Annotated in this window: 22 protein-coding genes and 1 riboswitch; of the genes, 13 read left to right on the forward strand and 9 right to left on the reverse strand. The window is 74.3% G+C overall.

Features of this window, described 5'->3' with window-relative positions; all coding sequences use genetic code 11:
• The first annotated feature begins 60 nt into the window (after positions 1-60).
• Positions 61-1287, forward strand: a complete 1227-nt coding sequence (macS, locus tag ACGF0D_RS32650; protein WP_392869377.1) for a MacS family sensor histidine kinase — start codon at positions 61-63, stop codon at positions 1285-1287.
• A complete protein-coding gene (locus ACGF0D_RS32655) occupies positions 1284-1979 on the forward strand; it encodes a response regulator (protein WP_392869375.1) in 696 nt (231 codons plus the stop codon). The genes macS and ACGF0D_RS32655 overlap by 4 nt, the downstream gene beginning before the upstream one ends.
• A 75-nt stretch (positions 1980-2054) precedes the next feature.
• Here the strand turns inward: ACGF0D_RS32655 and ACGF0D_RS32660 are convergent, their stop codons facing one another.
• Positions 2055-3992, reverse strand: a complete 1938-nt coding sequence (locus ACGF0D_RS32660) for an anthranilate synthase family protein (protein ID WP_392922422.1) — start codon at positions 3990-3992, stop codon at positions 2055-2057.
• A gap of 302 nt (positions 3993-4294) precedes the next feature.
• Here ACGF0D_RS32660 and ACGF0D_RS32665 point away from each other — a divergent pair, with 302 nt between their 5' ends.
• Together ACGF0D_RS32665 and ACGF0D_RS32670 are read left to right on the forward strand one after the other, a co-directional pair.
• Positions 4295-5644 (forward strand): class II 3-deoxy-7-phosphoheptulonate synthase, encoded by a 1350-nt coding sequence (locus ACGF0D_RS32665; RefSeq protein ID WP_392869372.1) that lies wholly within the window; start codon positions 4295-4297, stop codon positions 5642-5644.
• Between the two features lie 161 nt (positions 5645-5805).
• Positions 5806-6096 carry a bacterioferritin-associated ferredoxin gene (locus ACGF0D_RS32670; protein WP_392869370.1) on the forward strand — a complete coding sequence of 97 codons (291 nt, stop codon included), beginning with the start codon at positions 5806-5808 and terminating at the stop codon, positions 6094-6096.
• An 18-nt stretch (positions 6097-6114) separates the two neighbouring features.
• Here the strand turns inward: ACGF0D_RS32670 and bfr are convergent, their stop codons facing one another.
• Positions 6115-6594: a bacterioferritin gene (gene bfr, locus ACGF0D_RS32675; RefSeq protein ID WP_224281434.1), complete on the reverse strand. Its 480-nt coding sequence runs from the start codon at positions 6592-6594 to the stop codon at positions 6115-6117.
• A gap of 223 nt (positions 6595-6817) precedes the next feature.
• Here bfr and ACGF0D_RS32680 point away from each other — a divergent pair, with 223 nt between their 5' ends.
• Complete coding sequence (locus ACGF0D_RS32680) at positions 6818-7447, forward strand: sulfite oxidase-like oxidoreductase (protein ID WP_392869368.1); 630 nt, start codon at positions 6818-6820, stop codon at positions 7445-7447.
• Positions 7448-7460: 13 nt separating this feature from the next.
• On the opposite strand, the gene pknB is transcribed toward ACGF0D_RS32680, so the two are convergent.
• From pknB to thiO, 4 genes are all read right to left on the reverse strand, one after another.
• Positions 7461-9248, reverse strand: a complete 1788-nt coding sequence (pknB, locus tag ACGF0D_RS32685; protein WP_392922455.1) for a Stk1 family PASTA domain-containing Ser/Thr kinase — start codon at positions 9246-9248, stop codon at positions 7461-7463.
• A gap of 129 nt (positions 9249-9377) precedes the next feature.
• Positions 9378-10175: a thiazole synthase gene (locus ACGF0D_RS32690; RefSeq protein WP_392922425.1), complete on the reverse strand. Its 798-nt coding sequence runs from the start codon at positions 10173-10175 to the stop codon at positions 9378-9380.
• Between the two features lie 3 nt (positions 10176-10178).
• Entirely contained in the window at positions 10179-10433 is a 255-nt protein-coding gene (gene thiS / locus ACGF0D_RS32695; protein ID WP_392922428.1) for a sulfur carrier protein ThiS, read from the reverse strand.
• Complete coding sequence (gene thiO, locus ACGF0D_RS32700; RefSeq protein ID WP_392922431.1) at positions 10430-11605, reverse strand: glycine oxidase ThiO; 1176 nt, start codon at positions 11603-11605, stop codon at positions 10430-10432. The genes thiS and thiO overlap by 4 nt, the downstream gene beginning before the upstream one ends.
• Positions 11606-11608: 3 nt before the next feature.
• Positions 11609-11721: riboswitch (TPP riboswitch) on the reverse strand.
• Positions 11722-11881: 160 nt separating this feature from the next.
• On the opposite strand from thiO, the gene ACGF0D_RS32705 reads away from it, so the two are divergent.
• From ACGF0D_RS32705 to thiE, 3 genes are read left to right on the forward strand one after another with little or no spacing between them, the layout of a single operon-like run.
• Positions 11882-13087 carry an NAD(P)/FAD-dependent oxidoreductase gene (locus ACGF0D_RS32705; RefSeq protein WP_392922434.1) on the forward strand — a complete coding sequence of 402 codons (1206 nt, stop codon included), beginning with the start codon at positions 11882-11884 and terminating at the stop codon, positions 13085-13087.
• 42 nt (positions 13088-13129) lie between these two features.
• Positions 13130-13495 (forward strand): Rv2175c family DNA-binding protein, encoded by a 366-nt coding sequence (locus tag ACGF0D_RS32710; protein WP_392869358.1) that lies wholly within the window; start codon positions 13130-13132, stop codon positions 13493-13495.
• Entirely contained in the window at positions 13495-14142 is a 648-nt protein-coding gene (thiE, locus tag ACGF0D_RS32715) for a thiamine phosphate synthase (protein WP_392922436.1), read from the forward strand. The genes ACGF0D_RS32710 and thiE overlap by 1 nt, the downstream gene beginning before the upstream one ends.
• A 63-nt stretch (positions 14143-14205) precedes the next feature.
• Here the strand turns inward: thiE and ACGF0D_RS32720 are convergent, their stop codons facing one another.
• Positions 14206-15360: a polyprenyl synthetase family protein gene (locus tag ACGF0D_RS32720; RefSeq protein ID WP_392922439.1), complete on the reverse strand. Its 1155-nt coding sequence runs from the start codon at positions 15358-15360 to the stop codon at positions 14206-14208.
• A 198-nt stretch (positions 15361-15558) separates the two neighbouring features.
• On the opposite strand from ACGF0D_RS32720, the gene metF reads away from it, so the two are divergent.
• Complete coding sequence (gene metF, locus ACGF0D_RS32725; RefSeq protein WP_392922442.1) at positions 15559-16473, forward strand: methylenetetrahydrofolate reductase [NAD(P)H]; 915 nt, start codon at positions 15559-15561, stop codon at positions 16471-16473.
• 169 nt (positions 16474-16642) lie between these two features.
• Positions 16643-17551: a hypothetical protein gene (locus tag ACGF0D_RS32730; RefSeq protein ID WP_392922444.1), complete on the forward strand. Its 909-nt coding sequence runs from the start codon at positions 16643-16645 to the stop codon at positions 17549-17551.
• A gap of 2 nt (positions 17552-17553) precedes the next feature.
• Here the strand turns inward: ACGF0D_RS32730 and ACGF0D_RS32735 are convergent, their stop codons facing one another.
• Together ACGF0D_RS32735 and ACGF0D_RS32740 are read right to left on the reverse strand one after the other, a co-directional pair.
• Positions 17554-19071, reverse strand: a complete 1518-nt coding sequence (locus ACGF0D_RS32735) for a phytoene desaturase family protein (RefSeq protein ID WP_392922447.1) — start codon at positions 19069-19071, stop codon at positions 17554-17556.
• Between the two features lie 23 nt (positions 19072-19094).
• Positions 19095-19694, reverse strand: coding sequence for a DUF4126 domain-containing protein (locus tag ACGF0D_RS32740; protein ID WP_392869346.1), 600 nt, complete (start codon positions 19692-19694; stop codon positions 19095-19097).
• A gap of 612 nt (positions 19695-20306) precedes the next feature.
• Between ACGF0D_RS32740 and ACGF0D_RS32745 the strand changes: the two genes are divergently transcribed.
• The 3 genes from ACGF0D_RS32745 (at position 20307) to ACGF0D_RS32755 (ending at position 22549) form a co-directional block, all read left to right on the forward strand.
• Positions 20307-20882, forward strand: a complete 576-nt coding sequence (locus ACGF0D_RS32745; RefSeq protein WP_392922458.1) for an SAV_6107 family HEPN domain-containing protein — start codon at positions 20307-20309, stop codon at positions 20880-20882.
• A gap of 45 nt (positions 20883-20927) precedes the next feature.
• On the forward strand, positions 20928-21680 hold the full coding sequence (locus ACGF0D_RS32750) for a methyltransferase domain-containing protein (protein ID WP_392922450.1): 753 nt from the start codon (positions 20928-20930) through the stop codon (positions 21678-21680).
• Positions 21681-22159: 479 nt separating this feature from the next.
• On the forward strand, positions 22160-22549 hold the full coding sequence (locus ACGF0D_RS32755) for a DUF3040 domain-containing protein (protein WP_074000911.1): 390 nt from the start codon (positions 22160-22162) through the stop codon (positions 22547-22549).
• The last annotated feature ends 135 nt before the right edge of the window (positions 22550-22684 follow it).

The following is a 22684-nucleotide window of genomic DNA, read 5'->3' on the forward strand; positions in this document are numbered from 1 at the left end:
AGCAGGCGTCCGGGTGGCCGCGGTGCCACCCGGACGGTCCCAGGGGAGGGGCGGGGGCGGATGACGGACGACGGCGGCAGAGCCGGCGCGGTCGGCGGCACGGTGGCGGCCGGCGGCATGTCCGTCGAACTCCCGCTGTGGCGGGCGATCTCCTACTTCCGGGTGCTGGCCCTGTGCTACGCCCTGCTGCGGTACTTCAACTCGTACCTGCACTTCCTGCACCCGGTGGCCGGCTGGATCTTCCTCGGCGCGCTGACCCTGTGGACCCTGGCCAGCACCCGGGCCTTCGGCAACCCGCAGCGCTGCACCTGGTACGTCCTGGGCACCGACCTCACCCTCGCCGTCACCGGCATCGTGATGAGCGGGATGACCGACTCCCCGGCCAGGATCAGCCACGGCGCGCCCACCCTGCCGACCATCTGGGCGGCCGGCACGGTGCTCGGCTTCGCCGCGAAGGGCGGCTGGCGCCCGGCGGCGGCCTCGGGCTCGGTGATCGGCGTCGCCAACATCCTCGGCCACGGCGGTCCGACCGGCGACAACATCCACAACATCGTGCTGCTGATGGTGGCCGGCTGCGCGATCGGCTACGTGATCGAGCTGGCCCGGGCCAGCGAGGCCACCCTCACCCGGGCGCTCCAGGTCGAGGCGGCCACCCGGGAGCGCGAGCGGCTGTCCCGGGACATCCACGACGGCGTGCTCCAGGTGCTCGCCCTGGTCCAGCGCCGCGCCACGGAGCCGGGCGGCGGACCGGGCCCCGGCGCGGGCTTCGCCGAGCTCGGCCGGCTGGCAGGCGAACAGGAGCGCGCGCTGCGGGCCCTGATGACGGGCGGTCCGCTGCCGGCCCAGCGCTCGCCGCTGGCCGACGCCGCCGGGCCGGCGGACCCGGACGCGCCGTGCGACCTCACCGCGCTGCTGCGCCCGTACGCGGACGAGCGGATCACCCTCTCCGCCCCCGGCACCCCGGTGCTGCTGCCCGGCCGGGCGGCGGGCGAGCTCGCGGCGGCGGTCGGCGCCGCCGTCGACAACGTGCGCAAGCACGCGGGGGAGCGGGCGCGGGCCTGGATCCTGGTCGAGGACGAGCCGCAGGCCGTCACGGTCGGCATCCGGGACGACGGCCCCGGGTACGCCCCCGGGCGGCTCGGCGAGGCGGAGCGGGCCGGCCGGCTCGGCGTCTCCCAGTCCATCCGCGGCCGGCTGCTGGACCTCGGCGGCACGGCCGAGCTGTACTCGGCGCCCGGGGAGGGCGTCGAGGTCGAACTGCGCGTCCCGAGGAAGGCCACCCGATGACCGACCAGCCGATGACCGATCAGCCGACCGCCGACCGGCCGGTGCGGGTGATGGTGGTGGACGACCACCCGATGTGGCGGGACGCCGTCTCGCGCGACCTCGCCGAGGCCGGGCTGGACGTGGTGGCCACCGCGGGCGACGGCGAGGAGGCCGTCCGCCGCGCCCGCGCCTGCACGCCGCAGGTGGTCGTGCTGGACCTCAACCTGCCCGGCCTGCCCGGCGCCGAGGTGTGCCGCCAGGTGGTCGCGCACGACCCGGCGGTCCGGGTGCTGGTGCTGTCGGCCAGCGGCGAGCACCAGGACGTGCTGGAGGCGGTGAAGTCCGGCGCGACCGGCTACCTGGTGAAGTCGGCCGGGCGGGAGGAACTGCTGGACGCGGTGCGCCGTACGGCCGTCGGCGACGCGGTGTTCACCCCGGGCCTGGCCGGCCTGGTGCTCGGCGAGTTCCGCCGGCTGGCGGCCGAGCCGGCCCCGGCCTCGGCGCCGGCCGCCCCGCAGCTGACCGCCCGGGAGACGGAGGTGCTGCGGCTGGTGGCCAAGGGGCTGTCCTACCGGCAGATCGCCGACCGGCTGGTGCTGTCGCACCGGACGGTGCAGAACCACGTGCAGAACACGCTCGGGAAGCTGCAGCTGCACAACCGGGTGGAGCTGGTCCGGTACGCCATCGAGCAGGGCCTGGACGACGAGATCTGAGGACCGGCCGAAGGGTGGCCGGGGCGCCTGGCCCGGGCGTGGCCGGGGGATCCGCCCCCGGCCACGCCCGTCGGCTCAGCGCAGTGCGGCCGTCGCCTCGCGCAGCAGGCCCGCCACGATGTCGACCCCGTCGCGGGTGAGTACCGACTCCGGGTGGAACTGCAGCCCCGCGAAGCCGTGCCCGCGCAGCGCGTGCACGTCGCCGGTGAGGGCGTCCCGGGAGACCTCGACGCCCTCGGCGGCGAGCCGCGCCGCGTCGGCCTCCGAGCAGCGCGCGGTGAAGGTGTTGTAGAAGCCGACCGTGCGCTTGCTGCCGAACAGGTCGATGCGCTCCTGCGCCCCCTGGTACGGGACGGCCTTGCGGCCCAGCGCGAGCCCGAGCTCGGCGGCCAGCAGCTGGTGGCTCAGGCAGACCGCGAGCAGCGGCGCGGTGCGGGCGCCGGAGCGGACGGCGGCCAGCGCGTCCGCGACGATCGGCCGCAGCACCGCCATCTTGGGGTCGTCCGCGAGCGCCGGGTCGCCCGGGCCGGGGCCGAGCACCAGCGCGCCCCGGTGCGCGGCGACCCGCTCGCGCAGCCCCGGCTCGTCGTACCGGGCCACGGTCACCCGGTGGCCGAGCGAGCCGAGCAGGTGGGAGAGCATCGAGGTGAAGGTGTCCTCGCCGTCCACGACCAGGGTCGGCTCGGCCTCGGTGATCTCGGCCGGCTGCTGCATCCGCAGCCAGAACGGCGCGAGGTCGGCCCGGCGGGCGTCCAGGGCGGCCTGCACCCGGTGGTCGTCGGCGAGCCGGGGCCCGACCGGGTGGGGGAGCCGGGTGGGCGCGGGCCGGGCGCCGATCGCGGTGAGCACCCCGGCGGCCTTGGCGTGGGTCTCGGCGACCTCGGACTCCGGGACGGAGTGGCGGACCAGGGTGGCGCCGACCCGGACGACCAGCCGGCCGGTGGCCGGGTCGATGTCGGCGGTGCGGATGCAGATCGGCGAGTCCAGCAGCTGCCCGCCGCTGGCGGAGCGGCCGATCAGGGCGAGCGCGCCGGAGTAGTAGCCGCGCCCGGTGGGCTCGTAGCGCCTGATCACGCGGGTGGCGTTCTCGACCGGGCTGCCCGTGACGGTCGCGGCGAACATCGTCTCGCGGAGCACCTCGCGGACGTCCATCGAGGTGCGCCCGCGCAGCTCGTACTCGGTGTGGGCGAGGTGGGCCATCTCCTTGAGCCGGGGCCCGAGCACCTGGCCGCCGAGGTCGCCGACCGTGCACATCATCTTGAGCTCCTCGTCCACGACCATGGTGAGCTCCTCCAGCTCCTTGGGGTCGTGCAGGAAGCGGAGCAGCGAGTCGAGGTCGGAGCCGCCGGTGGGATAGCGGTAGGTGCCGGAGATCGGGTTCATCACGACGGTGCCGCCGCTCTGCCGGACGTGCACCTCGGGGGACGCGCCGACCAGCACCCGACCGCCGGTGTGCACCAGGAAGGTCCAGTACGCGCCGCGCTCCTGCTCCAGCAGCCGGCGGAAGAGCGTCAGCGCGAGCTCGGGCCCGAAGTCCTCCAGCGTCGCGTGGAAGTCGCGCCGGATCACGAAGTTGGCGCCCTCGCCGTTGCCGATCTCGTCGCGGATCACCCGGCGGACGATCGACGCGTACGCGTCGTCGTCCACGTCGAACCCGCCACCGGCAAGTGAGACCGGCAAGTTCGGCAGGGCGTGGGTGAATTCGGCCAACGGGAGGGTGTGCTGCTCGGTCACCGAGAGGGCCTGCAGCGGGGTGCCGTCGTCGTGCGCCTCGAAGCCGCGCTCGCGGATCTGGCGGTACGGGACGAGCGCCAGCAGGTCGTGCACCGGGCCGCCGCCGGTCGGCGCGCCGCTGCGTACGGGCAGGTCGGCGAGGCGCTCGTAGCTGTCGACGGTGCCGATCAGCACCTCGACGGTGTCCGGGCTGAGCCGGGGGGTGCGGCGGTGCAGCAGGGCGAACGCGGGGGCGTCGGGGCCGGTGAGGCGGGAGAGCAGGTCGACGGCGGTGGTCACGGGAACGGCATCCTTCCGGGTGGACTGGCTGAGAGGCGGTGCAAGGTCCGCTCCCGGAGGGCCGTCTGCTCAGACGCCGACGGCCGCCCCGAGGGGCGGCCGTCGTGTTCGTCTAGGAACGCGTCGTCTGTGGGCCACCCTTGGGGGAGGCCCACCACCAGGAGTGGGTGTGGGGCGCGTGCATGGTTCGAGACTAGCGGATACGCCAGGACGGGTGAGGGGGATCACGCGTTTGTCCGAGATGTGTCTCATCCTTCGGGCAATAGTCACAAGTCACTCCTGTCACCACGTAGCCTTGCGGTGTGACCGCTACGACTGACACTTCGAGGGCTGCCCACTCCTGGCAGTCCCTGCCCGCGGCGCAGCAGCCTGAATGGCCGGACCAAGAGGCTCTGCGCAAGACCCTTGCCGAGCTCGCCTCGTATCCGCCGCTCGTCTTCGCCGGCGAGTGCGACCAGCTGCGCGCCCGGCTCGGAGCCGTGGCGCGCGGGGAGGCCTTCCTCCTCCAGGGCGGTGACTGCGCCGAGGCCTTCGACGGTGTCTCGGCGGAGCACATCCGCAACAAACTGAAGACCCTGCTGCAGATGGCCGCCGTGCTGACGTACGCGGCCTCGGTGCCGGTGGTGAAGGTCGGCCGCATCGCCGGCCAGTACTCCAAGCCGCGCTCCAAGTCGACCGAGACCCGCGACGGTGTGACCCTGCCGGTCTACCGCGGCGACTCGGTGAACGGCTTCGAGTTCACCCCCGAGTCCCGCATCCCGGACCCGGAGCGCCTGAAGCGGATGTACAACGCGTCCGCCGCGACGCTCAACCTGGTGCGCGCGTTCACCACCGGTGGTTACGCGGACCTGCGCCAGGTGCACGCCTGGAACCAGGACTTCGTCCGCAACTCGCCGGCCGGCCAGCGCTACGAGCAGCTCGCCCGGGAGATCGACAACGCCCTGGCGTTCATGAGCGCCTGTGGCGTGGTGCCGGAGGAGTTCAAGGCGGTCGAGTTCTTCTCCTCGCACGAGGCGCTGGTCCTCGACTACGAGACCGCGCTGACCCGCGTGGACTCGCGCACCGGCGAGCTGTACGACGTCTCCGGCCACATGGTGTGGATCGGCGAGCGCACCCGGCAGCTGGACCACGCGCACATCGAGTTCGCCTCCAAGATCCGCAACCCGATCGGCGTCAAGCTCGGCCCGACCACCTCGGTGGACGACGCGCTCGCCCTGATCGAGAAGCTGGACCCGGAGCGCGAGCCCGGCCGCCTGACCTTCATCACCCGGATGGGCGCGGGCAAGATCCGCGACCACCTGCCCACCCTGGTGGAGAAGGTCACCGCCTCCGGCGCCAAGCCGGTGTGGATCTGCGACCCGATGCACGGCAACACCTTCGAGGCCTCCAGCGGGCACAAGACCCGCCGCTTCGACGACGTCCTGGACGAGGTCAAGGGCTTCTTCGAGGTGCACCGCGCGCTCGGCACCCACCCGGGCGGCATCCACGTGGAGCTGACCGGCGACGACGTCACCGAGTGCGTCGGCGGCGGCGACGAGGTCATGGTGGACGACCTGCACCAGCGCTACGAGACGGCCTGCGACCCGCGCCTCAACCGCAGCCAGTCGCTGGACCTGGCGTTCCTGGTGGCGGAGATGTACCGCGGCCAGTAGGCCCGGCGTCCGTCCGATGTGACGAAGGCCCCTCCGGATTCGGTGTTCCCGAGCCCGGAGGGGCTTTTTCGTACCGGTTTCGCCGGGTAAGGTAAGCCTCAGTGAACTAAGGCAGACCTTAGTCAAGATCCACTCCGCTTCACCCCCCGGGAGACACCGCGATGTACGTGTGCATGTGCCATGCGGTCACCGAGGACCAGGTGAAGAAGGCGATCGACGGCGGTGCCGGCACCCCGCGCCAGATCGCGAAGGGCTGCCGGGCCGGCACCGACTGCGGGTCCTGCGTGCGCCGCATCCAGGCGCTGCTCGGCGAGCACGGCGCCCGCCCCTGCCCGACCGCCCGGCTGGCCGCGAAGCTCGGCCTCGCGGACCCGGAGGTCCCGGCGGCGGGGCCGACCGTGCCGGCGCCGGCCCCGGGGATCGCCCCGGTGGTCCCGCTGCGGGCGGCCTGAGCCCGGGGCCGTGCGCCCTCAGGACTCCGGCTGCTCGATGACCTGGGCGATGTAGAGCGCCTCGCCGAGCTTCTCCAGCAGCTCCAGCTGGGTGTCCAGGTAGTCGATGTGGTGCTCCTCGTCGGCCAGGATGTCCTCGAAGATGTTCGCCGAGGTGACGTCGTTCTTGGCCCGCATCACGACGATCCCGCGCTTGAGCCGGTCGATCGCCTCGACCTCGATCTGGCGGTCCGCCTCGAACATCTCCTTGACCGTCTGGCCGATCCGGACGTGGAACAGCCGCTGGTAGTTGGGCAGCCCCTCCAGGAACAGGATCCGGTCGGTGAGCGTCTCGGCGTGCTTCATCTCGTCGAAGGACTCGTGCCGGGTGTACTTGGCGAGCTTCGTCCAGCCGAAGTTCTCCTGCATCTTGGCGTGCAGGAAGTACTGGTTGATCGCGGTCAGCTCGGCGGTGAGCTGCTCGTTGAGGAACTCGATGACCTCGGGATCGCCCTGCATGGTGATGCCTCCTGCGCTCGTGCTGCCGGTGTGCTGCGCATCCTGGCACCGCTTTGGGAGTAAATTCCAGTAAGTTCACACTCACTAGGACATGTGTCGGAATATCCGATTCATGCCGAAACGTGCTGGTGGGCGGGCGACCGCCGGTCCGTACGGGCGGGGGCGCGAATCAGCGCGAAGGGGCGCGCGCCGAGGCCTGCCCGCCGTCTGTCACCATGGATCCATGGGTCAGTCGAAACACGAACCACTTCCGCCGTCTGACCCCAGGCTCCCCCCGGGACAGCGCGCGCAGCGCGGCTGGCCCGCCCTGCACTACGGGCCGGTGCCCCGCTTCAAGCCGCTGACCTGGGACCTCCAGGTGTTCGGAGCCACCGCCTCGGCGGAGAAGCACAGCTGGGACTTCGACGCCTTCAACGCCCTGCCGCGCACCACCGTCGTCGGGGACCTGCACTGCGTGACCAAGTTCTCGGTGCTCGGCAACGAGTGGACGGGCGTGTCGGCCGCCGCCGTGCTCGACCTGGTGCCGCCCGCTCCCGGCGTCACCCACGTCATGGTCTGGGCCGAGTACGGCTACAGCGCCAACCTGCGGCTGGCCGACTTCGCCGACCCGGACACCCTGCTCGCCACCCACCGCAACGGCGAGGCGCTCACCGCCGAACACGGCTTCCCGGTCCGGCTGGTGGTGCCCCGGCTGTACGCCTGGAAGGGCCCCAAGTGGGTGCGCGCGGTGGAGTACATGCGGGCCGACCGGCGCGGCTTCTGGGAGGAGCGCGGCTACCACAACCTCGCCGACCCCTGGCGGGAGCAGCGTTACTCCTACCAGGAGGAGCCCGGCGACGGGCCGCTGCGCTGACCCCGTCCGGTTCTCAGAACAGCGAGAACTTGACCGTCACCGTGCTGCGCTGCGGGCGCCGCTCGCCCGCGGCCGGGCTCTGGCCGGACGACGTGACCGCGCCGAACACGTCCCAGCCGCTGGTCTGCATGGTGAAGCCCGCCGCCTGGAGCGCCTTCTGCGCCTCGTCCTTGCTCATCCCGGTGACGTTCGGGACCGGCACCATGCCCTTGCTGACCACCAGCGAGACCGCGGAGTTCTCCTGCAGCAGCTGCCCGGCCGCCGGCGAGCTGCTGATCACCGAGCCCTCGGGCACCGTGTCGTCGTAGGTCTCGGTCACGGTGCCCCTGGTCAGCTGGGCGCCGGTCAGCGCCGAGGCGGCGTCGGCGGCGCTCCTCCCGGCGAGGTCCGGCACCGCGATCCGCTTGGGGCCCTTGGACAGGGTGACGGTGACGCTGTCGCTCTTGCGGGTGCGCGCGCCCACCCCGGGGTCGGTGGAGATCACCTGCCCGGACGGGACGGACTCGCTGAACACCTCGACGAACTTCCCGTGCAGGCCCTCCCTGTCCAGGACCCGCTGCGCCTCGGCCCGGTCCGTGCCGAGCACACCCGGCACCGAACCGTACAGCCCCTCGGAGATCCCGTAGGTGGCGCCGCCGATCGCCAGTGCCAGGGCGACCGCCGCGGCCGTCCAGATCAGCGGCCTGCGGGGCAGACGGCGGCGCGGCCGCCCCGGCCGGCGCCGGTGCACCGGGGTCGGCTCGTCGTACGGGCGCGGCTCGGCGAGCAGCTCGTCCATCAGCTCCGGCGGCATGTCCAGCACGCTGGTGCGCTCCGTCGGCGGCTCGTCGGCGGGCCGCGGCAGCGGCTGGATCACCGAGGTCGGCTCGCTGGTCGGGTAGCGCGGGCTGGGCCGGGTGGAGGCCGGCGGTTCGGCGTCCAGCTCGGCCGGGGCGAGGGTGCGGCGGACCCGCTGGACGGCGGCGAGCAGCTCGACCGCGTCGTACGGACGGGCGTCGGCGGACCGGGAGCAGGCGCCGGCCACGATCGCGTCCAGCTCGGGGCCCACGGCGGGGGCGACCAGCGAGGGGGCCGGGACGTCCTCGTGCAGGTGCTTGTACATGACCTGGACGGGGTTGTCGCCGGTGTGCGGGCGGTGGCCGGTGAGCATCTCGTACAGCAGGATGCCGGCCGCGTAGACGTCCACCCGCTGGTCGGTGGGGGCGTCCGGGAGGATCTGCTCGGGAGCCAGGTAGGAGACGGTGCCCAGGACGGTGCCGCCGGTGGCGGTGGCGGTGGTGGTCGAGGTGGGCGCGCCGTCGGCGGTGCCGAGCACCCGGACCAGACCGAAGTCGGCGACCTTGACCAGGCCGCCCTCGGTGATCAGCACGTTCTCGGGCTTGACGTCGCGGTGGACCAGCCCGGCCCGGTGGGCGGCGCCGAGCGCGGCCAGCACCGGCTCCAGCACGTCCAGCGCGGCCCGGACGGACAGCGCGCCGCGGTCGCGCAGCAGGTCGCGCAGGGTGCGGCCGGGCACGTACTCCATGGCGAGGAAGACGTGGCCGCCGTCCGCGCCCTGGTCGAAGACGTTGACCACGTTGGGGTGGGTGAGCTTGGCGACCGCCTTGGCCTCGCGGATGAAGCGGGCGGTGAAGCCCTCGTCCCCGGCCAGCGAGGGGTGCATCACCTTGAGCGCGACCACCCGGTCCAGGCGGGTGTCGGTGCCCCGGTAGACGGTGGACATCCCGCCGGTCGCGATGCGCTGCTCGACCCGGTACCGGTTGTCGAGCAGGCTGCCGATCAGGGGGTCGTGCAGTGCCATGTCCACCCGGTGAGTCTAGTGCCGCCGGGCGAAGCCGGGCCCGGAGGACACCGCCTCCGGGCCCGGCTGTGCCCTGCTTGTGACACGGCTTCGCGCCGCGGGGGCCGGTGCCGTGGGCGCGCCGGACGCTCAGAACGCGGGGTGCTCGCGGGTGTCCAGGTCGGCCCGGCCGGCCATCGCGGAGGAGGCCTCGGCGTGGAAGCGGCGCGGGATGCGGCCGGCCCGGTGGGCGAGCCGGCCCGCCTCGGCGGCGTGCCGCATCGCCTCGGCCATCAGCACCGGGTCCTGAGCCCTGGTCACCGCGGAGGCGAGCATCACCGCGGCGCAGCCCAGCTCCATCGCCAGCGCCACGTCGGAGGCGGTGCCGGCGCCGGCGTCCAGGATCACCGGGACGCCGGCGCCCTCCACGATCAGCTGGAAGTTGTGCGGGTTGCGGATGCCCAGGCCCGAACCGATCGGCGAGCCCAGCGGCATGATGGCCGCGCAGCCGACGTCCTCCAGCTTGCGCGCCAGCACCGGGTCGTCATTGGTGTACGGCAGGACGGTGAAGCCGTCGTCGACGAGCGTCTCGGCGGCGTCCAGCAGCTCGATCGGGTCGGGCAGCAGGGTGCGCTCGTCGGCGATCACCTCCAGCTTGACCCAGTCGGTGCCGAGCGCCTCGCGGGCCAGTCGCGCGGTCAGCACGGCCTCGCCGGCGGTGAAGCAGCCGGCCGTGTTGGGCAGCACCCGGATGCCGTTGCGGGTCAGCACGTCCAGGACGGAGCCCTGGGTGCCGGCGTCGACCCGGCGCATCGCGACGGTGGTCAGCTCGGTGCCGGAGGCGAGCAGCGCGCGCTCCAGGACCTCCAGGCTGGGGGCGCCGCCGGTGCCCATGATCAGCCGGGAGGAGAAGGACGTCCCGGCGATGGCCAGAAGGTCGTCGGCCATGGTTCAGCCTCCCTGGACGGCGGTGAGGATCTCGATCCGGTCGCCGGTGTCCAGCGCCGTCGCGGGCCACGAACCGCGCGGCACCACGGCCTCGTTGAGCGCGGCGGCGACGCCGGTGTTGGCGGCGCTGACGGAGGCCACCACCTCGGCGAGGGTGGTCCCGGCGGGCAGTCGGCGGGGCTCGCCGTTGACGGTCAGGGCGATCTCGGTCGGGGCGGTCCCGTTCTGCGGGATCCCGGTCCGGGTGGTCTCGGTCATGCGGAGGCCTTCGTCGTGGAGCGGTCGGGGGAGAAGCGCAGGGGCGTGAACGGCCTTGCGAGCTCGGGGACTTCGCCGGTGGCCAGGTACTCGGAGACCAGGTCGGCGGTCACCGGGGTGAGCAGCACGCCGTTGCGGTGGTGGCCGGTGGCGGCGACCAGCCCGGGCAGTGAGGTCGGGCCCAGCAGCGGGGCGTTGTCCGGTGATCCCGGGCGCAGCCCGGCCGAGGTCTCCAGCAGCGGGAGTTCGGTGATCCCCGGGACCAACTCGTGGGCGTCGCGCAGGAGTTCGTACACCCCGCCGGCGGTGACGGTGGTGTCGTAGCCCTGCTCCTCGGTGGTCGCGCCGACCACCAGCTCGCCGTTCTCGCGCGGCACCAGGTACAGGTGCCGGCCGCGGACGACGGCACGGACGTTGCGGGACAGGAACGGGCGGTAGGCGTCCGGGACGCGCAGTCGCAGCACCTGCCCCTTCACCGGGCGGATCGCGGGCAGCACCCCCTCGGGCAGGCCGGGCAGCCGGTGGCTGTGCGGGCCGGCGGCGAGCACGACCTGCTCGGCGCTCACCGTCTCCCCCGTGCTCAGGCGGGCGCCGGTCGCCCGGCCGTTCCCGACCAGCAGCTCGACGGCCTCGGCCCGGTGGAACAGGACCCCGGCGCCTTCGCAGGCGAAGACCAGGGCGTCCAGCAGCCGGCGGCCGTCCACCTGGTGGTCCTCGGCCACGTGCAGGCCGCCGCGCACCCCGGGGGCGAGCATCGGCTCCAGCTTGCGGGCCTCCCGGCCGGTCAGCCAGCCGGAGTCCAGGCCGAGCCGCTGGTGGAAGGCGTGCAGTTCGCGCAGTTCCGCGCGGTCGTCGGAGTCCAGCGCGACGGCGAGCGTGCCGCAGCGGCGGTAGCCGGTGTCCCGGCCGCCGCCGGCCTCGGTGAGCTCGGCGGCGAAGTCCGCGTACCGCTCGTTCGAGGCCATGCCGAGGCGCAACAGCGGCTCCTCGCCGTACTGCAGCTCGGTGACCGGGGCGAGCATGCCGGCCGCGACCCGGGCCGCGCCGCCGCCGGGGGAGGGGTCGACCACGGTCACGTTCCGCAGGCCGCGCTGGGCGGCGCGCCAGGCGACGGCGAGGCCGATGATGCCCCCGCCGATCACCAGCACGTCGGCGTGGGCGGGCGATGGCAAGCGTGACAAAGCTGCTCTTCTCCCTTCGCCGGTATGACCCGGATCAGGTTCGGACGGTCGCAGGCCGTGTCAGCCCGCCTCTCAGCCCGGTCCGCCGGGCTCCCGTGTGGTGCCCCCACCTTAACGCCGGGGGTCGGCCCGGCCGAAGGCCCGTACGCAGGGTGGACAGCGGTGTGGGCGGTGGGACCCGCCCGGCCGCAGGCCCGTACCGGGGAGGGACCGCCCGCACCCGCACCCCCCGGCCCACCCCCGGCCGCCGGTCGGCCGCTGAGTACAGTGACGGGCGTGGCAGAGCTGAGCGGAACGGATCAGGTGGTCGTCGTCGGAGCCGGGCTGGCCGGGGTGCAGTGCGCCCTCAAGCTGCGGCAGGGCGGTTGGCAGGGGCGGATCGTGCTGGTCGGCGAGGAGCCGCACGCGCCGTACGACCGGCCGCCGCTCTCCAAGGACGTGCTGCTGGGCAAGGCCGACTCCACCGCCCTGGACATCGACTACGGGCAGCTCGACATCGAGCTGCTCACCGGCCGCCGCGCCACCGGCCTCACCCCCGGCGTGCTGCACACCGACGGCGGCGACCTCCCGTACGGCTCGCTGGTGATCGCCACCGGCGCCGTGCCGCGCGCCCTGCCCGGCGCCGAGCGGGCGCACCTGCTGCACACCCTGGACGACGCCCTGGCGCTGCGCGCGCTGCTGCGCCCCGGGCTGCGGCTGGTGCTGGTCGGCGCGGGCTGGATCGGCGCCGAGGTGTCCACCGCGGCCCGCGCGGCCGGCTGCGAGGTGACGGTGGTCGAGGCCGGTCCGGCGCCGCTGCCCGGCGCGCTGCCGACGGAGATCGGCTCGGCGATGGCCGACTGGTACGCCGCGGCCGGGGTCGAGCTGCGCTGCGGCGTCGGCGTGGCCGCCGTGGAGCCCGGCGCGGTGCTGCTGGCGGACGGCTCGCACCTGCCCGCCGACGAGGTGGTGGTCGGCATCGGGGCCCGCCCCGCGACCGGCTGGCTGGCCGGCTCCGGGGTCGAGCTGGACGCGACCGGCGCCGTCGTCGTGGACGGGCGGCTGCGCACCTCGGTGCCCGGCGTCTTCGCGGCCGGCGACTGCGTCAGCTACCCGTCGGCCCGGGCCGGCGCCCGGCTGGCCGTCCAGCACTGGGACCACGCCCTGCAGTCCGGTGAGGCGGTGGCCGCCGCCGTCCTGGGCGCGGACGCGCCGGACTACGACCCGGTGCCGTACTTCTGGTCCGAGCAGTTCGGGCGGATGGTCCAGTACGCCGGCCGGCACGCCGAGGGCGACGCGCCGCTCTGGCGCGGCGGTCCGCAGGACGCCGGGTGGTCGGTGCTCTGGCTGCGCGACGGCGTGCCGAGCGCGCTGCTGACCGTGGACCGGCCGCGCGACCTCACCCAGGGGCGCAGGCTGATCGAGCGCGGCACGGCGCTGGATCCGGCCCGCGCGGCCGACCCGGCGGTGCCGCTGAAGGCGGCCGTGGCGTAGGGCCGTGTGCGCGGTGGGCCGTGGAGGTGGCAGTCTGGTGCCGTGAGTGAGATCGATGCCAAGACTGAAGCCCTGGTCCCCGAGTGGCTGTACCTGCCCGACATCTCCGAGCGGTGGGGTGTGCTGGTCACCGAGGTCCGCAACATGGTCAAGCAGGGTGACCTGATCGCGGTCCGCCGCGGTCCCAACAAGTCCCTGCAGGTCCCGGCGGCCTTCATCGACGAGACCGGCCCGGTCAAGCACCTGGTCGGCCTGCTGACCGTGCTGCGGGACAGCGGCTTCTCCGACGACGAGATCGTCGAGTGGCTGTTCACCGAGGACGAGTCGCTGCCCGGCAGCCCGATCCAGGCGCTGTGGGAGAACCGGGCGACCGAGGTCAAGCGCCGCGCCCAGGCCATGGCGCTGTGATGACGGACCCCCGTGCCGCCCTCGCCGACGCCCGGCTGTACCTGTGCACCGACGCCCGTCGGGAGCAGGGCGACCTCGCCGAGTTCCTGGACGCGGCGCTGGCGGGCGGGGTGGACGTCGTCCAGCTGCGCGACAAGGGCCTGGAGGCCCGGCAGGAGCTGGCGGCCCTGGAGGTCTTCGCCGACGCCTGCCGCCGGCACGGCAAGCTGCTGGCCGTCAACGACCGCGCCGACGTCGCCCACGCGGCCCGGCCGGACGTGCTGCACCTCGGCCAGGACGACCTGCCGGTACCGGCCGCCCGGGCGATCCTCGGCGAGGACGTGCTGATCGGCCGCTCCTGCCACGCCGAGTCCGAGGTGGACGCGGCGATCGCCGAGCCCGGCGTGGACTACTTCTGCACCGGCCCGGTCTGGCCGACCCCGACCAAGCCGGGCCGCCCGGCCCCGGGCCTCGGCCTGGTCTCGTACGCGGCGAAGCAGGCCACCGACCGGCCGTGGTTCGCGATCGGCGGGATCGACCTCGGCAACCTGGACGAGGTGCTGGCCGCCGGCGCCCGCCGGGTCGTCGTGGTGCGGGCGATCAGCGCCGCGGCGGACCCGGGGGCGGCCGCCGCCGAGCTGTCCCGCCGGGTGCGCGCCGCGCTCTGACCGCCCGGATCCGCGGGGCCCCGCTCCGAACCGGTAGGACCCGCCCGAGGCCGTCGCCGTCCGTCAGTACTTGCGGACGGTGGCGGCCTCGGCCAGTGCCAGCAGCACCGTACGGGCCCGCCCGTCGGCGAGCGGCGCCGCCTCCAGCGCGGCCAGCGACTGCCGCATCAGCTCCTCGATCCGGCGTTCCACCACCTCCGGCGCGCCGCTGCGGGCGACCAGCGCGCGCAGTTCGGCGACCTCGGGGGCGGCCAGGTCCGGTGCGCCGAGCCGCTCGTCCAGGTGCCGGGCGTCGGCGGCCGACAGGCCCCGCATCGCGTGGGCGACCAGCAGGGTGCGCTTGCCCTCGCGCAGGTCGTCCCCGGCCGGCTTGCCGGTGACGGCTGGGTCCCCGAAGACGCCGAGCAGGTCGTCGCGCAGCTGGAAGGCCTCGCCCAGCGGCAGCCCGAACGCCCCGTACGCCTCGACCAGCTCGGGGCCGGCGCCCGCCAGCAGCGCCCCCACCTGGAGCGGCCGCTCGATGGTGTACTTCGCGGACTTGTAGTGCAGCACGGTCTGCGCGCGGTCCAGCGCGCCCTCGTCGGTCGAGTCGCCGGCCACCGGCTCCAGCACGTCCAGGTACTGGCCGAGCATGACCTCGGTGCGCATCAGGTCGAACACCGGCTTGGCGGCCAGGACGGCGGCGGGCTCCAGGCCGGAGCGCAGGAAGAGCTCGTCGCACCAGATCAGCAGCAGGTCGCCGAGCAGCACCGCGGCCGAGGTGCCGTACTGCTCGCGGTCACCGCGCCAGCCGTTGTCGCGGTGCAGCGCCTCGAAGCGGCGGTGGACCGAGGGCAGGCCGCGGCGGGTGTCGCTGCGGTCCATCAGGTCGTCGTGGACCAGGGCGCTCGCCTGGAGCAGCTCCAGGGCGGCGGCCGCGTTGGCGATCGCCTCGCCGGTGGCGCCCCCGGCCGGGCCGCCGGCGCCGCGCCAGCCCCAGTAGCAGAACGCCGGGCGCAGCCGCTTGCCGCCGTCCAGCAGGAAGTCGCGCAGCGCGTCGGCGGCGGGGGCCAGCCGGGGCGAGATCTTGTCGAGCAGCACGGACTGGCCGTCCATGAACGCGGCGAGCGCCGCGTTGACGCGGGTGCGGACGTCCTCCACGTCAATGGGATTGGCCGCACTGCTGGCCGCACTGATGGCCGAACCGGGGTTGGCCGGCCGGGTGCTGGACGAGGTCACGATGGGGCTCCGCTGGTTCTCTGGGGTGCAGCAAGCGTAGCGGGGCGGCTGGGAACGGGCGTGCGAGCGGCCCCGCCGGGGGCGCGTGGGAGGCGCCGCGGAGAGCCCTACCGGGGTGAACCGGAGCGCCGTCCATCAGTTGTCTCAATAGATGGAATCCGATGTCCGGCCCCTCCGACCGCCGGATAGCCTGCCAGCATGGCACTCGGCATCGCTTCCACGAGAACGGATCGCGCACTGACCGTGCGCGAACTCCTGGTGGCCGGCAAGCGCTCCTTCTCCTTCGAGTTCATGCCGCCGCGCACCGAGGTCGGCGAGCAGAAGCTCTGGGACGCCATCCGCCGGCTCGAGCCCCTCGACCCCAACTTCGTCTGCATGACGTACGGCGCCGGCGGCTCCTCGCGCGAGCGCACCGTCAACATGGTCGGCCGGATCGCCACCGAGACCACCCTGACCCCGGTCGCCCACCTCACCGCGGTGGACCACTCGATCGCCGAGCTGCGCAACATCATCGGCCAGTACGCCGACCAGGGCGTGCGCAACGTCCTCGCGGTCCGGGGCGACCCGCCCGGGGACCCGATGGGCGAGTGGGTCAGCCACCCCGACGGCGTCACCTACGCGTACGAGCTGGTGGAGCTGATCAAGGGCATCGGCGACTTCTGCGTCGGCGTCGCGGCCTCGCCGAACATGCACCCGCGCTCCACCGACTGGGACGAGGACATCCGGCACTTCGTCGCGAAGATCCGCTCCGGGGCCGACTACGCGATCACCCAGATGTTCTTCGAGGTGGACGACTACCTGCGGCTGCGCGACCGGGTGACGGCCGCCGGCTGCGAGGCGCCGATCATCCCGGAGATCATGCCGGTCACCAACGCCAAGCAGCTGGAGCGCTTCCCGCAGCTCAGCGGCTCGGCCTTCCCGGCCGACCTGGAGGCCCGGCTGCGGGCGGCCATCGACGACCCGGCGGCCCTGCGGGCCATCGGCATGGAGCACGCCACGGCGATGGCCGAGCGCCTCCTCGCCGAGGGTGCGCCCGGTCTGCACTTCATCACGCTGAACCACTCGACGGCGACGCTGGAGATCTACCAGAACCTGGGGCTGCACCAGCGCTGACGCCGGGTGTTCACGAGCCCGTCACCGTACCGGGGTGGCGGGCTCGGTCGTGTGCGGCCGGTGTCCGGGGGCCGGGGAACGCGATGCGGTACCCCGGCCGTTGAACCGGTACAGTCGCCGCACACGCGCGGCGCACACGCGCGGGCACGCGACTGGAGGTAGCGGGCGGATGGGCATCGGATACCTGCTGCTGTACGCCGCGTTGGCGGTGGTGGCGCTCTGGCTGGTCGCGGAGGTGTTGCTGCAGAACCGGGCTCCGGTGCACTGGCGGGTCCTGGCCCTGGTCGGCTTCCTGGGCGTGGCCGTCGGGATGATCCTCGGCTCGGTCGTGGTGATCGGCGCCGGCGCCGCGCTGTTCGCGGTCGGCCAGACCTTCGTCACCCTCTCGGTCAAGCGCGGCTACCAGACCGGCTGGTCCCTGCGGAAGCCCGACGGCAGCCTGCCCGGACCGCTCGCCAAGGTGCCGCTGCTCGGCGCCCTCACCGGCGGCGTCGCCGCGGTGGCGGCCGCCGCGGCCACCCGGAAGCGGGTCGGCGAGGTCAGCGCCGTCGAGGAGACCCCGGAGCCCCTGCCGGTGCCCGACGAGGTGCCGGAGGTCGAGCAGACCGCCGCCTTCGAGATGCAGGAACTCGCCCAGGACGGCGTCTACGCCTCCGCGTACTACGAGCAGCAGCCGCAGGTCCAGCAGCAGCCCCAGGACCCGTACGCCGGCGCCTACCAGGCCGGCTACGACCAGCAGCAGTGGCAGACCCAGCAGCAGCCCGCCTTCGGCTACGAGCAGCAGCCCTACGAGCAGCCGTCCTACGACCAGCAGTCCTACGGCGGCTACCCCCAGCAGCAGCAGGACCCGTACGGCGGCTACCCGCAGCAGGACCCGTACGGCGGCTACCCGCAGCAGGACCCGTACGCGGGCTACCAGCAGCCGCAGCACCAGCAGGCCTGGGACCAGCACGCCCAGCCCCAGCCCCAGCAGGAGTGGCAGCCCCAGCCCGACCCGAACGTCCAGGGCATCCCGCAGCAGCCGACGTACGACCAGAACCACGGCTACCAGCAGCAGCACACCTGGCATCAGGGCTGACCCTAGGCGGGGCCGATCAGCCCGGCGGTGATGCAGGCCGACATGCCGACCCGGGCGAGGCCGCCGCCGGGGTGGGCGTTGCCGCCGACCAGGTAGAGCCCGGGGACGGGGGACTCGTTGGCGGCCTTCAGCCAGGAGCCCCCGGAGCCGGCCAGGGCCGGGCGGGCGACCGCGCCGCCGAGGGCTCCGGTCTCCCGGCGGGTGTCCTCCGGGGTGCGCACGACCCGCCACAGCACCCGCTCGCGCAGGCCCAGGCCGGCCGCGTCCACATGGGCGAGCAGGTGGTCGGCGTAGCGGTCGGCGACGCCCGGCGCCGTCCAGTCGAACTCGCCCTGGGCGGGGACGGTCGCGGTCAGCACCACGCTCTCGTGGTCGTCGTCGGGTCGCAGCTCCGGGTCGTCCGGGCGCAGCACCTGGACGGTGGGGCGCTCGCAGGGCGGGACGGAGAGGGTGAGGGCGTTCGCCTCGGCGGCCGGATCGGCCGCGTGCACCACCGTGCGGTGTGCGGTGCCCGCCGGGCGGGGCCCGCGCAGCGCGAGCAGCACGCTGAACCGGCCGGGCACCTCCTGCGGCTCCCAGTCCCCGGCCGGCACCCCCGGCCACTCGGAGAGGCCGTGGTGGTACAGGGCGGCGGTGTCCATCGCGGAGACCACCAGGTCCGCGTCGATCCGGCCGCCCGCCGTCTCGACCCCGCGCGCCCGGCCGCCCTCGACGACCACCCGGGTGACCGGGGTGTCGAAGCGGAACTCGACCTTGCGCAGCTCGCAGCGGCGGAACACCGCGTCCGCGAGCGCCCGCAGGCCGCCCCGGACGTACCAGACGCCGAAGGACTGCTCCATGTACGGCAGCACGGTGGCCCCGGCGGGCGCCTCGGCCGGGTTGAAGCCGTACCGGAGGGCCGACTCGAACAGCAGGGCGGTCAGGCCGGGGTGGTCGCCGAGCTCGCGCGCGGCCACGTGCTCCAGGGACCACGGCCGCGCGCGGCGCAGCCGGGCCAGGCCGGTGCGCGGCGGGACGGGGTACGGGTCGGTGCCCAGCAGGGCCCGGTCGGCCGCGGACAGCACGCCGCGCTCGGCCGGCAGCGGCTCCTCCAGCAGCGGGCGGCGGGTGGCCTCCCAGACCGTCCGGCCGTGGTTCATCACCGCGCTCCAGCGGGCGCCGGAGCCCGCGCCGAAGGCGGCGTCCAGGGCCTGGCTGACACCGCCGCGGGAGGCGTTCGGCAGGGTGACGACGGTGCCGTCGGCGAACAGGTGCCGGCTCTCCGGGTCGACCGGGGCCAGCTCGACCAGCTGCTCCAGCGGCTCCTTGCCGGTCTTCAGCGCCAGGTCGCGGTAGACCGCGGGGAGGGCGAGCAGGCCGGGCCCGGTGTCGAAGGCGAAGCCCTCTCGCTCGTACCGCCCGACCATGCCCCCGTGGGTGCCGCCCGCCTCGCAGACCGTCACCCGGTGGCCGATGGTCGCCAGCCGTGAGGCCGCCGCGAGCCCGCTCATTCCTGCGCCGATGATGACGATCCGTGCCATGGCACCAGATCCTAGGGCGACCCTTACGCGACTCCCGCCGCCCGGGCGGCCCGGCGCTCGCGACGGCGGGCCCGGAAGGCCCGGACCCTGCTGATCGCCAGCCAGACCAGCAGCAACCCGACGGCCAGGACCACGGCGGCCGCGGTGGCGGCCAGCCAGGGGTGGAAGATCGCCAGGGTGATCAGACCGGCCACCGAGAGGTCCTCCGCCAGGCTGACCACGATGTTGCTGGCCGGCTCGGGGGAGGTGTTGACGGCCATCCGCAGCGAGGCCTTCACCAGGTGGCTGACCAGCGCCGAGGTGCCGCCCATCGCGCCGGCCGCGACCTCGCTCAGCGAGCCGGGGTCGTTGCTCGCGATCAGCACGCCGACGGTGGCGCCGGCGACCGGCCGGATCACCGTGTGCACGGCGTCCCAGACGCTGTCCACGTACGGGATCTTGTCGGCCACCGCCTCCAGCGCGAACAGCACGCCGGCCACGACCAGCACGTCCGTGCGCTCCAGCGCCCGCGGCACCGAGTCCGCGTCGGCGAACCTGCCCAGCAGGCCGAGCAGCAGCACCACCGCGTAGGCGTTGACGCCGCTGGCCAGTCCGCTGGTGAAGATCAGCGGCAGGACCGTCATCTCGTCCCCCTCCTCGTCATCGCGTCCCCTCGTCGTCCGGTGGGGCCGGTCCGTGCCCGGCTCCGCCGTACCGTACCGGCAGCCGGGACGCGGCGGGCGCACCTCCCGGTTCCGGCGGCCGGCGGGCCGGGGCGGACTGAGTACGGATACTCAGATCCACGGTTGAGTACCTCAGCGGATGGCCGCCGACCTGCGCAGACGGGAGAGTGGAGGTACCCGGGAGGGCGGCGCGTCGGGCGCCGGGCCCACCCGGGCGGCGGATCCGTCCGTCCCCCGGAAGCGAAACGCCAGGGGGAGGCGGCGGACGGACCGCCACGGGGCTGGTCACGGTCCTCGCACCGCCGACACGGGGCGGCGGAGCGGGCCGGGGGGAGACCGGCCGTACGGGGGAGTCGCACCGCCGACCGTGGGATCGGCGGAGCGACGGCATGGCGGCGGCGCGGAACCGGGGGAGGACCGCGCCCGCCGCCTTACGCCGTTTCCGGAGCCTTTCCGGCCACCCTGCCCGCTTCCGGCTCACCGGGGGCCCGGATTGTCAGTGCCGCCGTTCACGATGGAGACGCACGGACCACCCGGTCCGCGCGCTGCCTCGGAACGGGGGAGACCATGACCATCAGCCGTCCTGAGCCCGTCACCGCCCGCCTCCACTCCGCCGCCCTGCCGCTCTTCCCGGGTCCGTCCGCCGGACGCCCCGCCACAGCGGACGTCCACCCCGTGCTGCGCCGGGTCTCCGCGCCGCCGGCCGCCCTCGACCTGCTCGCCGACGCCCACCGCACCCTCGCCCGGGCCCGCGCCCTGGAGGACCCGCTGGAGCGCTACGCCACCGCCCACCTGGCCGCGCTGCGCACGGTGGCCGCCGTCCTGGCGGTGCGCGGCCGCCCGGAGAAGAGCCCGCGCCGCCGCAAGGCCATCCGCAGCGCCTGGGAGGTGCTGCCCGAGGTGGCCCCCGAACTCGCCGAGTGGGCGCTCTACTACGGTGCGGGTGCCCGCCGCCGGGCCGCCGCCGAGGCCGGGATCAGGGGCGCCGCCTCGGCCCGCGACGCCGACGACCTGATCCGCAACTCCGTCCTGTTCCTGCGCCTGGTCGAGCGCCTGCTCGGCCTGCACGCCGCCCCGCCCCCGCCCCGGCTGCCGCCGGACGGCGGCGAGCCGCCGGGCGTGGGCGGGGTCCCCGCCGGGCCGGTCTAAGGTGGAGGCATCCTGATCGAACTGCACGTGCCAAGGAGCCCCACCTTGTACCCGACGCGTCCCCGCAGTGCCCTGCGTACCGCCGTGGTGTGGGAGGTGGTCCGGGCGGCCCTGGAGAAGCGGTCGGCCGAGCTGGACCAGCCGGTGCTCGACGTGGTCGACACCGGCGGCGGCACCGGGAACTTCGCCGTGCCGGTCGCCAAGCTCGGCCACCGGGTCACCGTGGTCGACCCGAGCCCGGACGCCCTGTTCGCGCTGGAGCGCCGGGCCGCCGAGGCCGGTGTGACGGACCTGGTGCGGGCCGTCCAGGGCGACACCCAGACCCTGCCCGAGCTGGTCGCCGCCGGCAGCGTCGACGCGGTGCTCTGCCACGGCGTGCTGGAGATGGTGGACGACCCGGCCGAGGCGCTCGGCAGCCTGGCGGGCACCCTGCGCGAGGGCGGCGTGGTCAGCCTGCTGGCGGCGAACCGCAACGGCGCCGTGCTGGCCCGCGCGCTGGCCGGCCACTTCAACGAGGCCCGCACCGTGCTCACCGCCGCCGACGGCCGCTGGGGCGAGCAGGACCCGATGCCGCGCCGCTTCACCGGCGAGGAACTGGGCCGGCTGGCCGAGGCCGCGGGCCTGCGGGTGGAGTCGGTGCACGGCGTACGGGTCTTCTCCGACCTCGTCCCCGGCGTGCTGGTGGACACCGAGCCGGGCGCGCTGGACGCGCTGCTGAAGCTGGAGGAGGCCGCCGCCGCGCAGCCCGCCTTCCACGCCGTGGCGACCCAGCTGCACCTGCTGGCCACCCTGGGCTGAGGCGCCCCTCCGGGCCCGCGCGCCCCTTCACCGACTCTCCCGCCGCCGTACGGCTTCTTCGCACGCCGTACGGCGGCGGTTCATGATCTTGAAGCCGTCGGTTCTCCCGGCCGTGTTCCCGCCCCGCGCCGCCCGGTTCCGGCCCTGCCACGGCGCCCGGCGGCGAACCTGCCCAGGTCCGGGACGATTCCATCCGATCGGGCACTTGTCCGGGGCGTGGTGCGTTGACACCGGTGCGGCCGTCCCCGCACGAAGTGGCCCGTCCCACGCGGCGCCGACCACTCCGTAACGGGCCCACGGACCGTATGATCTGGGTAAAGCCGGAAAGCATGACAGCCGGACGCGTGGGGCATATGGACGACACGGGCCGGGTCCCCCACACGGGCGTCCGACCGTGTGCCCCAAGGCTGATTGGACTTGCCTCCCCAACCGGGGTGGGCGGACCGGTCGCACCCGCGACCGACGAGTAGGAGGACTCCGTGCCGCTCTCGGAGCACGAGCAGCGACTGCTCGACCAGATGGAGCGAGCGCTGTATGCCGAAGATCCCAAATTCGCGTCTGCGCTTGAGGGAACCGGGCTGCGCACCTACACCCGTCGGCGGGTCTACCTGGCCGTCGCCGGCTTCGTGGTGGGCATCGGCCTGCTGATGGGCGGCATGGTCGTGCCGGACCAGATCTGGGTCAGCGTCGTGGGCTTCCTGGTGATGCTCGGGTGTGCGGTGTTCGCCGTGACCGGCTGGCGCCGTGGGCCCGCCGGCCAGGGGGCCGGGGCCCGCCCGGCCGCCGCCCCGCGCCGCAAGGCCGGGATGATGGACCGGGTGGAGCAGCGCTGGCAGCGCCGCCGGGATGAGCAGACCGGGGGCTTCTGAGCCGCCCGGCCGATACGTGTGAAGCCGGGGCGGGGCCGGGGTTGAGGGGCCCCCCCCGCGGTGTGGGCCGGGCCGCGGTCCCGGTCCCGGCGCCCCGTGCAACAGTAACGAGAGGTCCCGCTGGGCCCGGGCGCG

Origin of the sequence: Kitasatospora sp. NPDC048298 (assembly GCF_043201465.1) — a bacterium.
Classification (GTDB): Bacteria; Actinomycetota; Actinomycetes; order Streptomycetales; family Streptomycetaceae; genus Kitasatospora.

What these genes read in the sequence shown, in the direction of transcription:
- metF (WP_392922442.1), top strand. Translation starts at nt 15,559, where the DNA reads ATGGCACTCGGCATCGCTTCCACGAGAACGGATCGCGCACTGACCGTG.
- thiS (WP_392922428.1), bottom strand. Translation starts at nt 10,433, where the DNA reads ATGACCGAGACCACCCGGACCGGGATCCCGCAGAACGGGACCGCCCCG.
- ACGF0D_RS32735 (WP_392922447.1), bottom strand. Translation starts at nt 19,071, where the DNA reads ATGGCACGGATCGTCATCATCGGCGCAGGAATGAGCGGGCTCGCGGCG.
- ACGF0D_RS32690 (WP_392922425.1), bottom strand. Translation starts at nt 10,175, where the DNA reads ATGGCCGACGACCTTCTGGCCATCGCCGGGACGTCCTTCTCCTCCCGG.
- macS (WP_392869377.1), top strand. Translation starts at nt 61, where the DNA reads ATGACGGACGACGGCGGCAGAGCCGGCGCGGTCGGCGGCACGGTGGCG.
- ACGF0D_RS32655 (WP_392869375.1), top strand. Translation starts at nt 1,284, where the DNA reads ATGACCGACCAGCCGATGACCGATCAGCCGACCGCCGACCGGCCGGTG.
- ACGF0D_RS32680 (WP_392869368.1), top strand. Translation starts at nt 6,818, where the DNA reads ATGGGTCAGTCGAAACACGAACCACTTCCGCCGTCTGACCCCAGGCTC.
- ACGF0D_RS32740 (WP_392869346.1), bottom strand. Translation starts at nt 19,694, where the DNA reads ATGACGGTCCTGCCGCTGATCTTCACCAGCGGACTGGCCAGCGGCGTC.
- pknB (WP_392922455.1), bottom strand. Translation starts at nt 9,248, where the DNA reads ATGGCACTGCACGACCCCCTGATCGGCAGCCTGCTCGACAACCGGTAC.
- ACGF0D_RS32670 (WP_392869370.1), top strand. Translation starts at nt 5,806, where the DNA reads ATGTACGTGTGCATGTGCCATGCGGTCACCGAGGACCAGGTGAAGAAG.
- ACGF0D_RS32730 (WP_392922444.1), top strand. Translation starts at nt 16,643, where the DNA reads ATGGGCATCGGATACCTGCTGCTGTACGCCGCGTTGGCGGTGGTGGCG.
- thiE (WP_392922436.1), top strand. Translation starts at nt 13,495, where the DNA reads ATGACGGACCCCCGTGCCGCCCTCGCCGACGCCCGGCTGTACCTGTGC.
- bfr (WP_224281434.1), bottom strand. Translation starts at nt 6,594, where the DNA reads ATGCAGGGCGATCCCGAGGTCATCGAGTTCCTCAACGAGCAGCTCACC.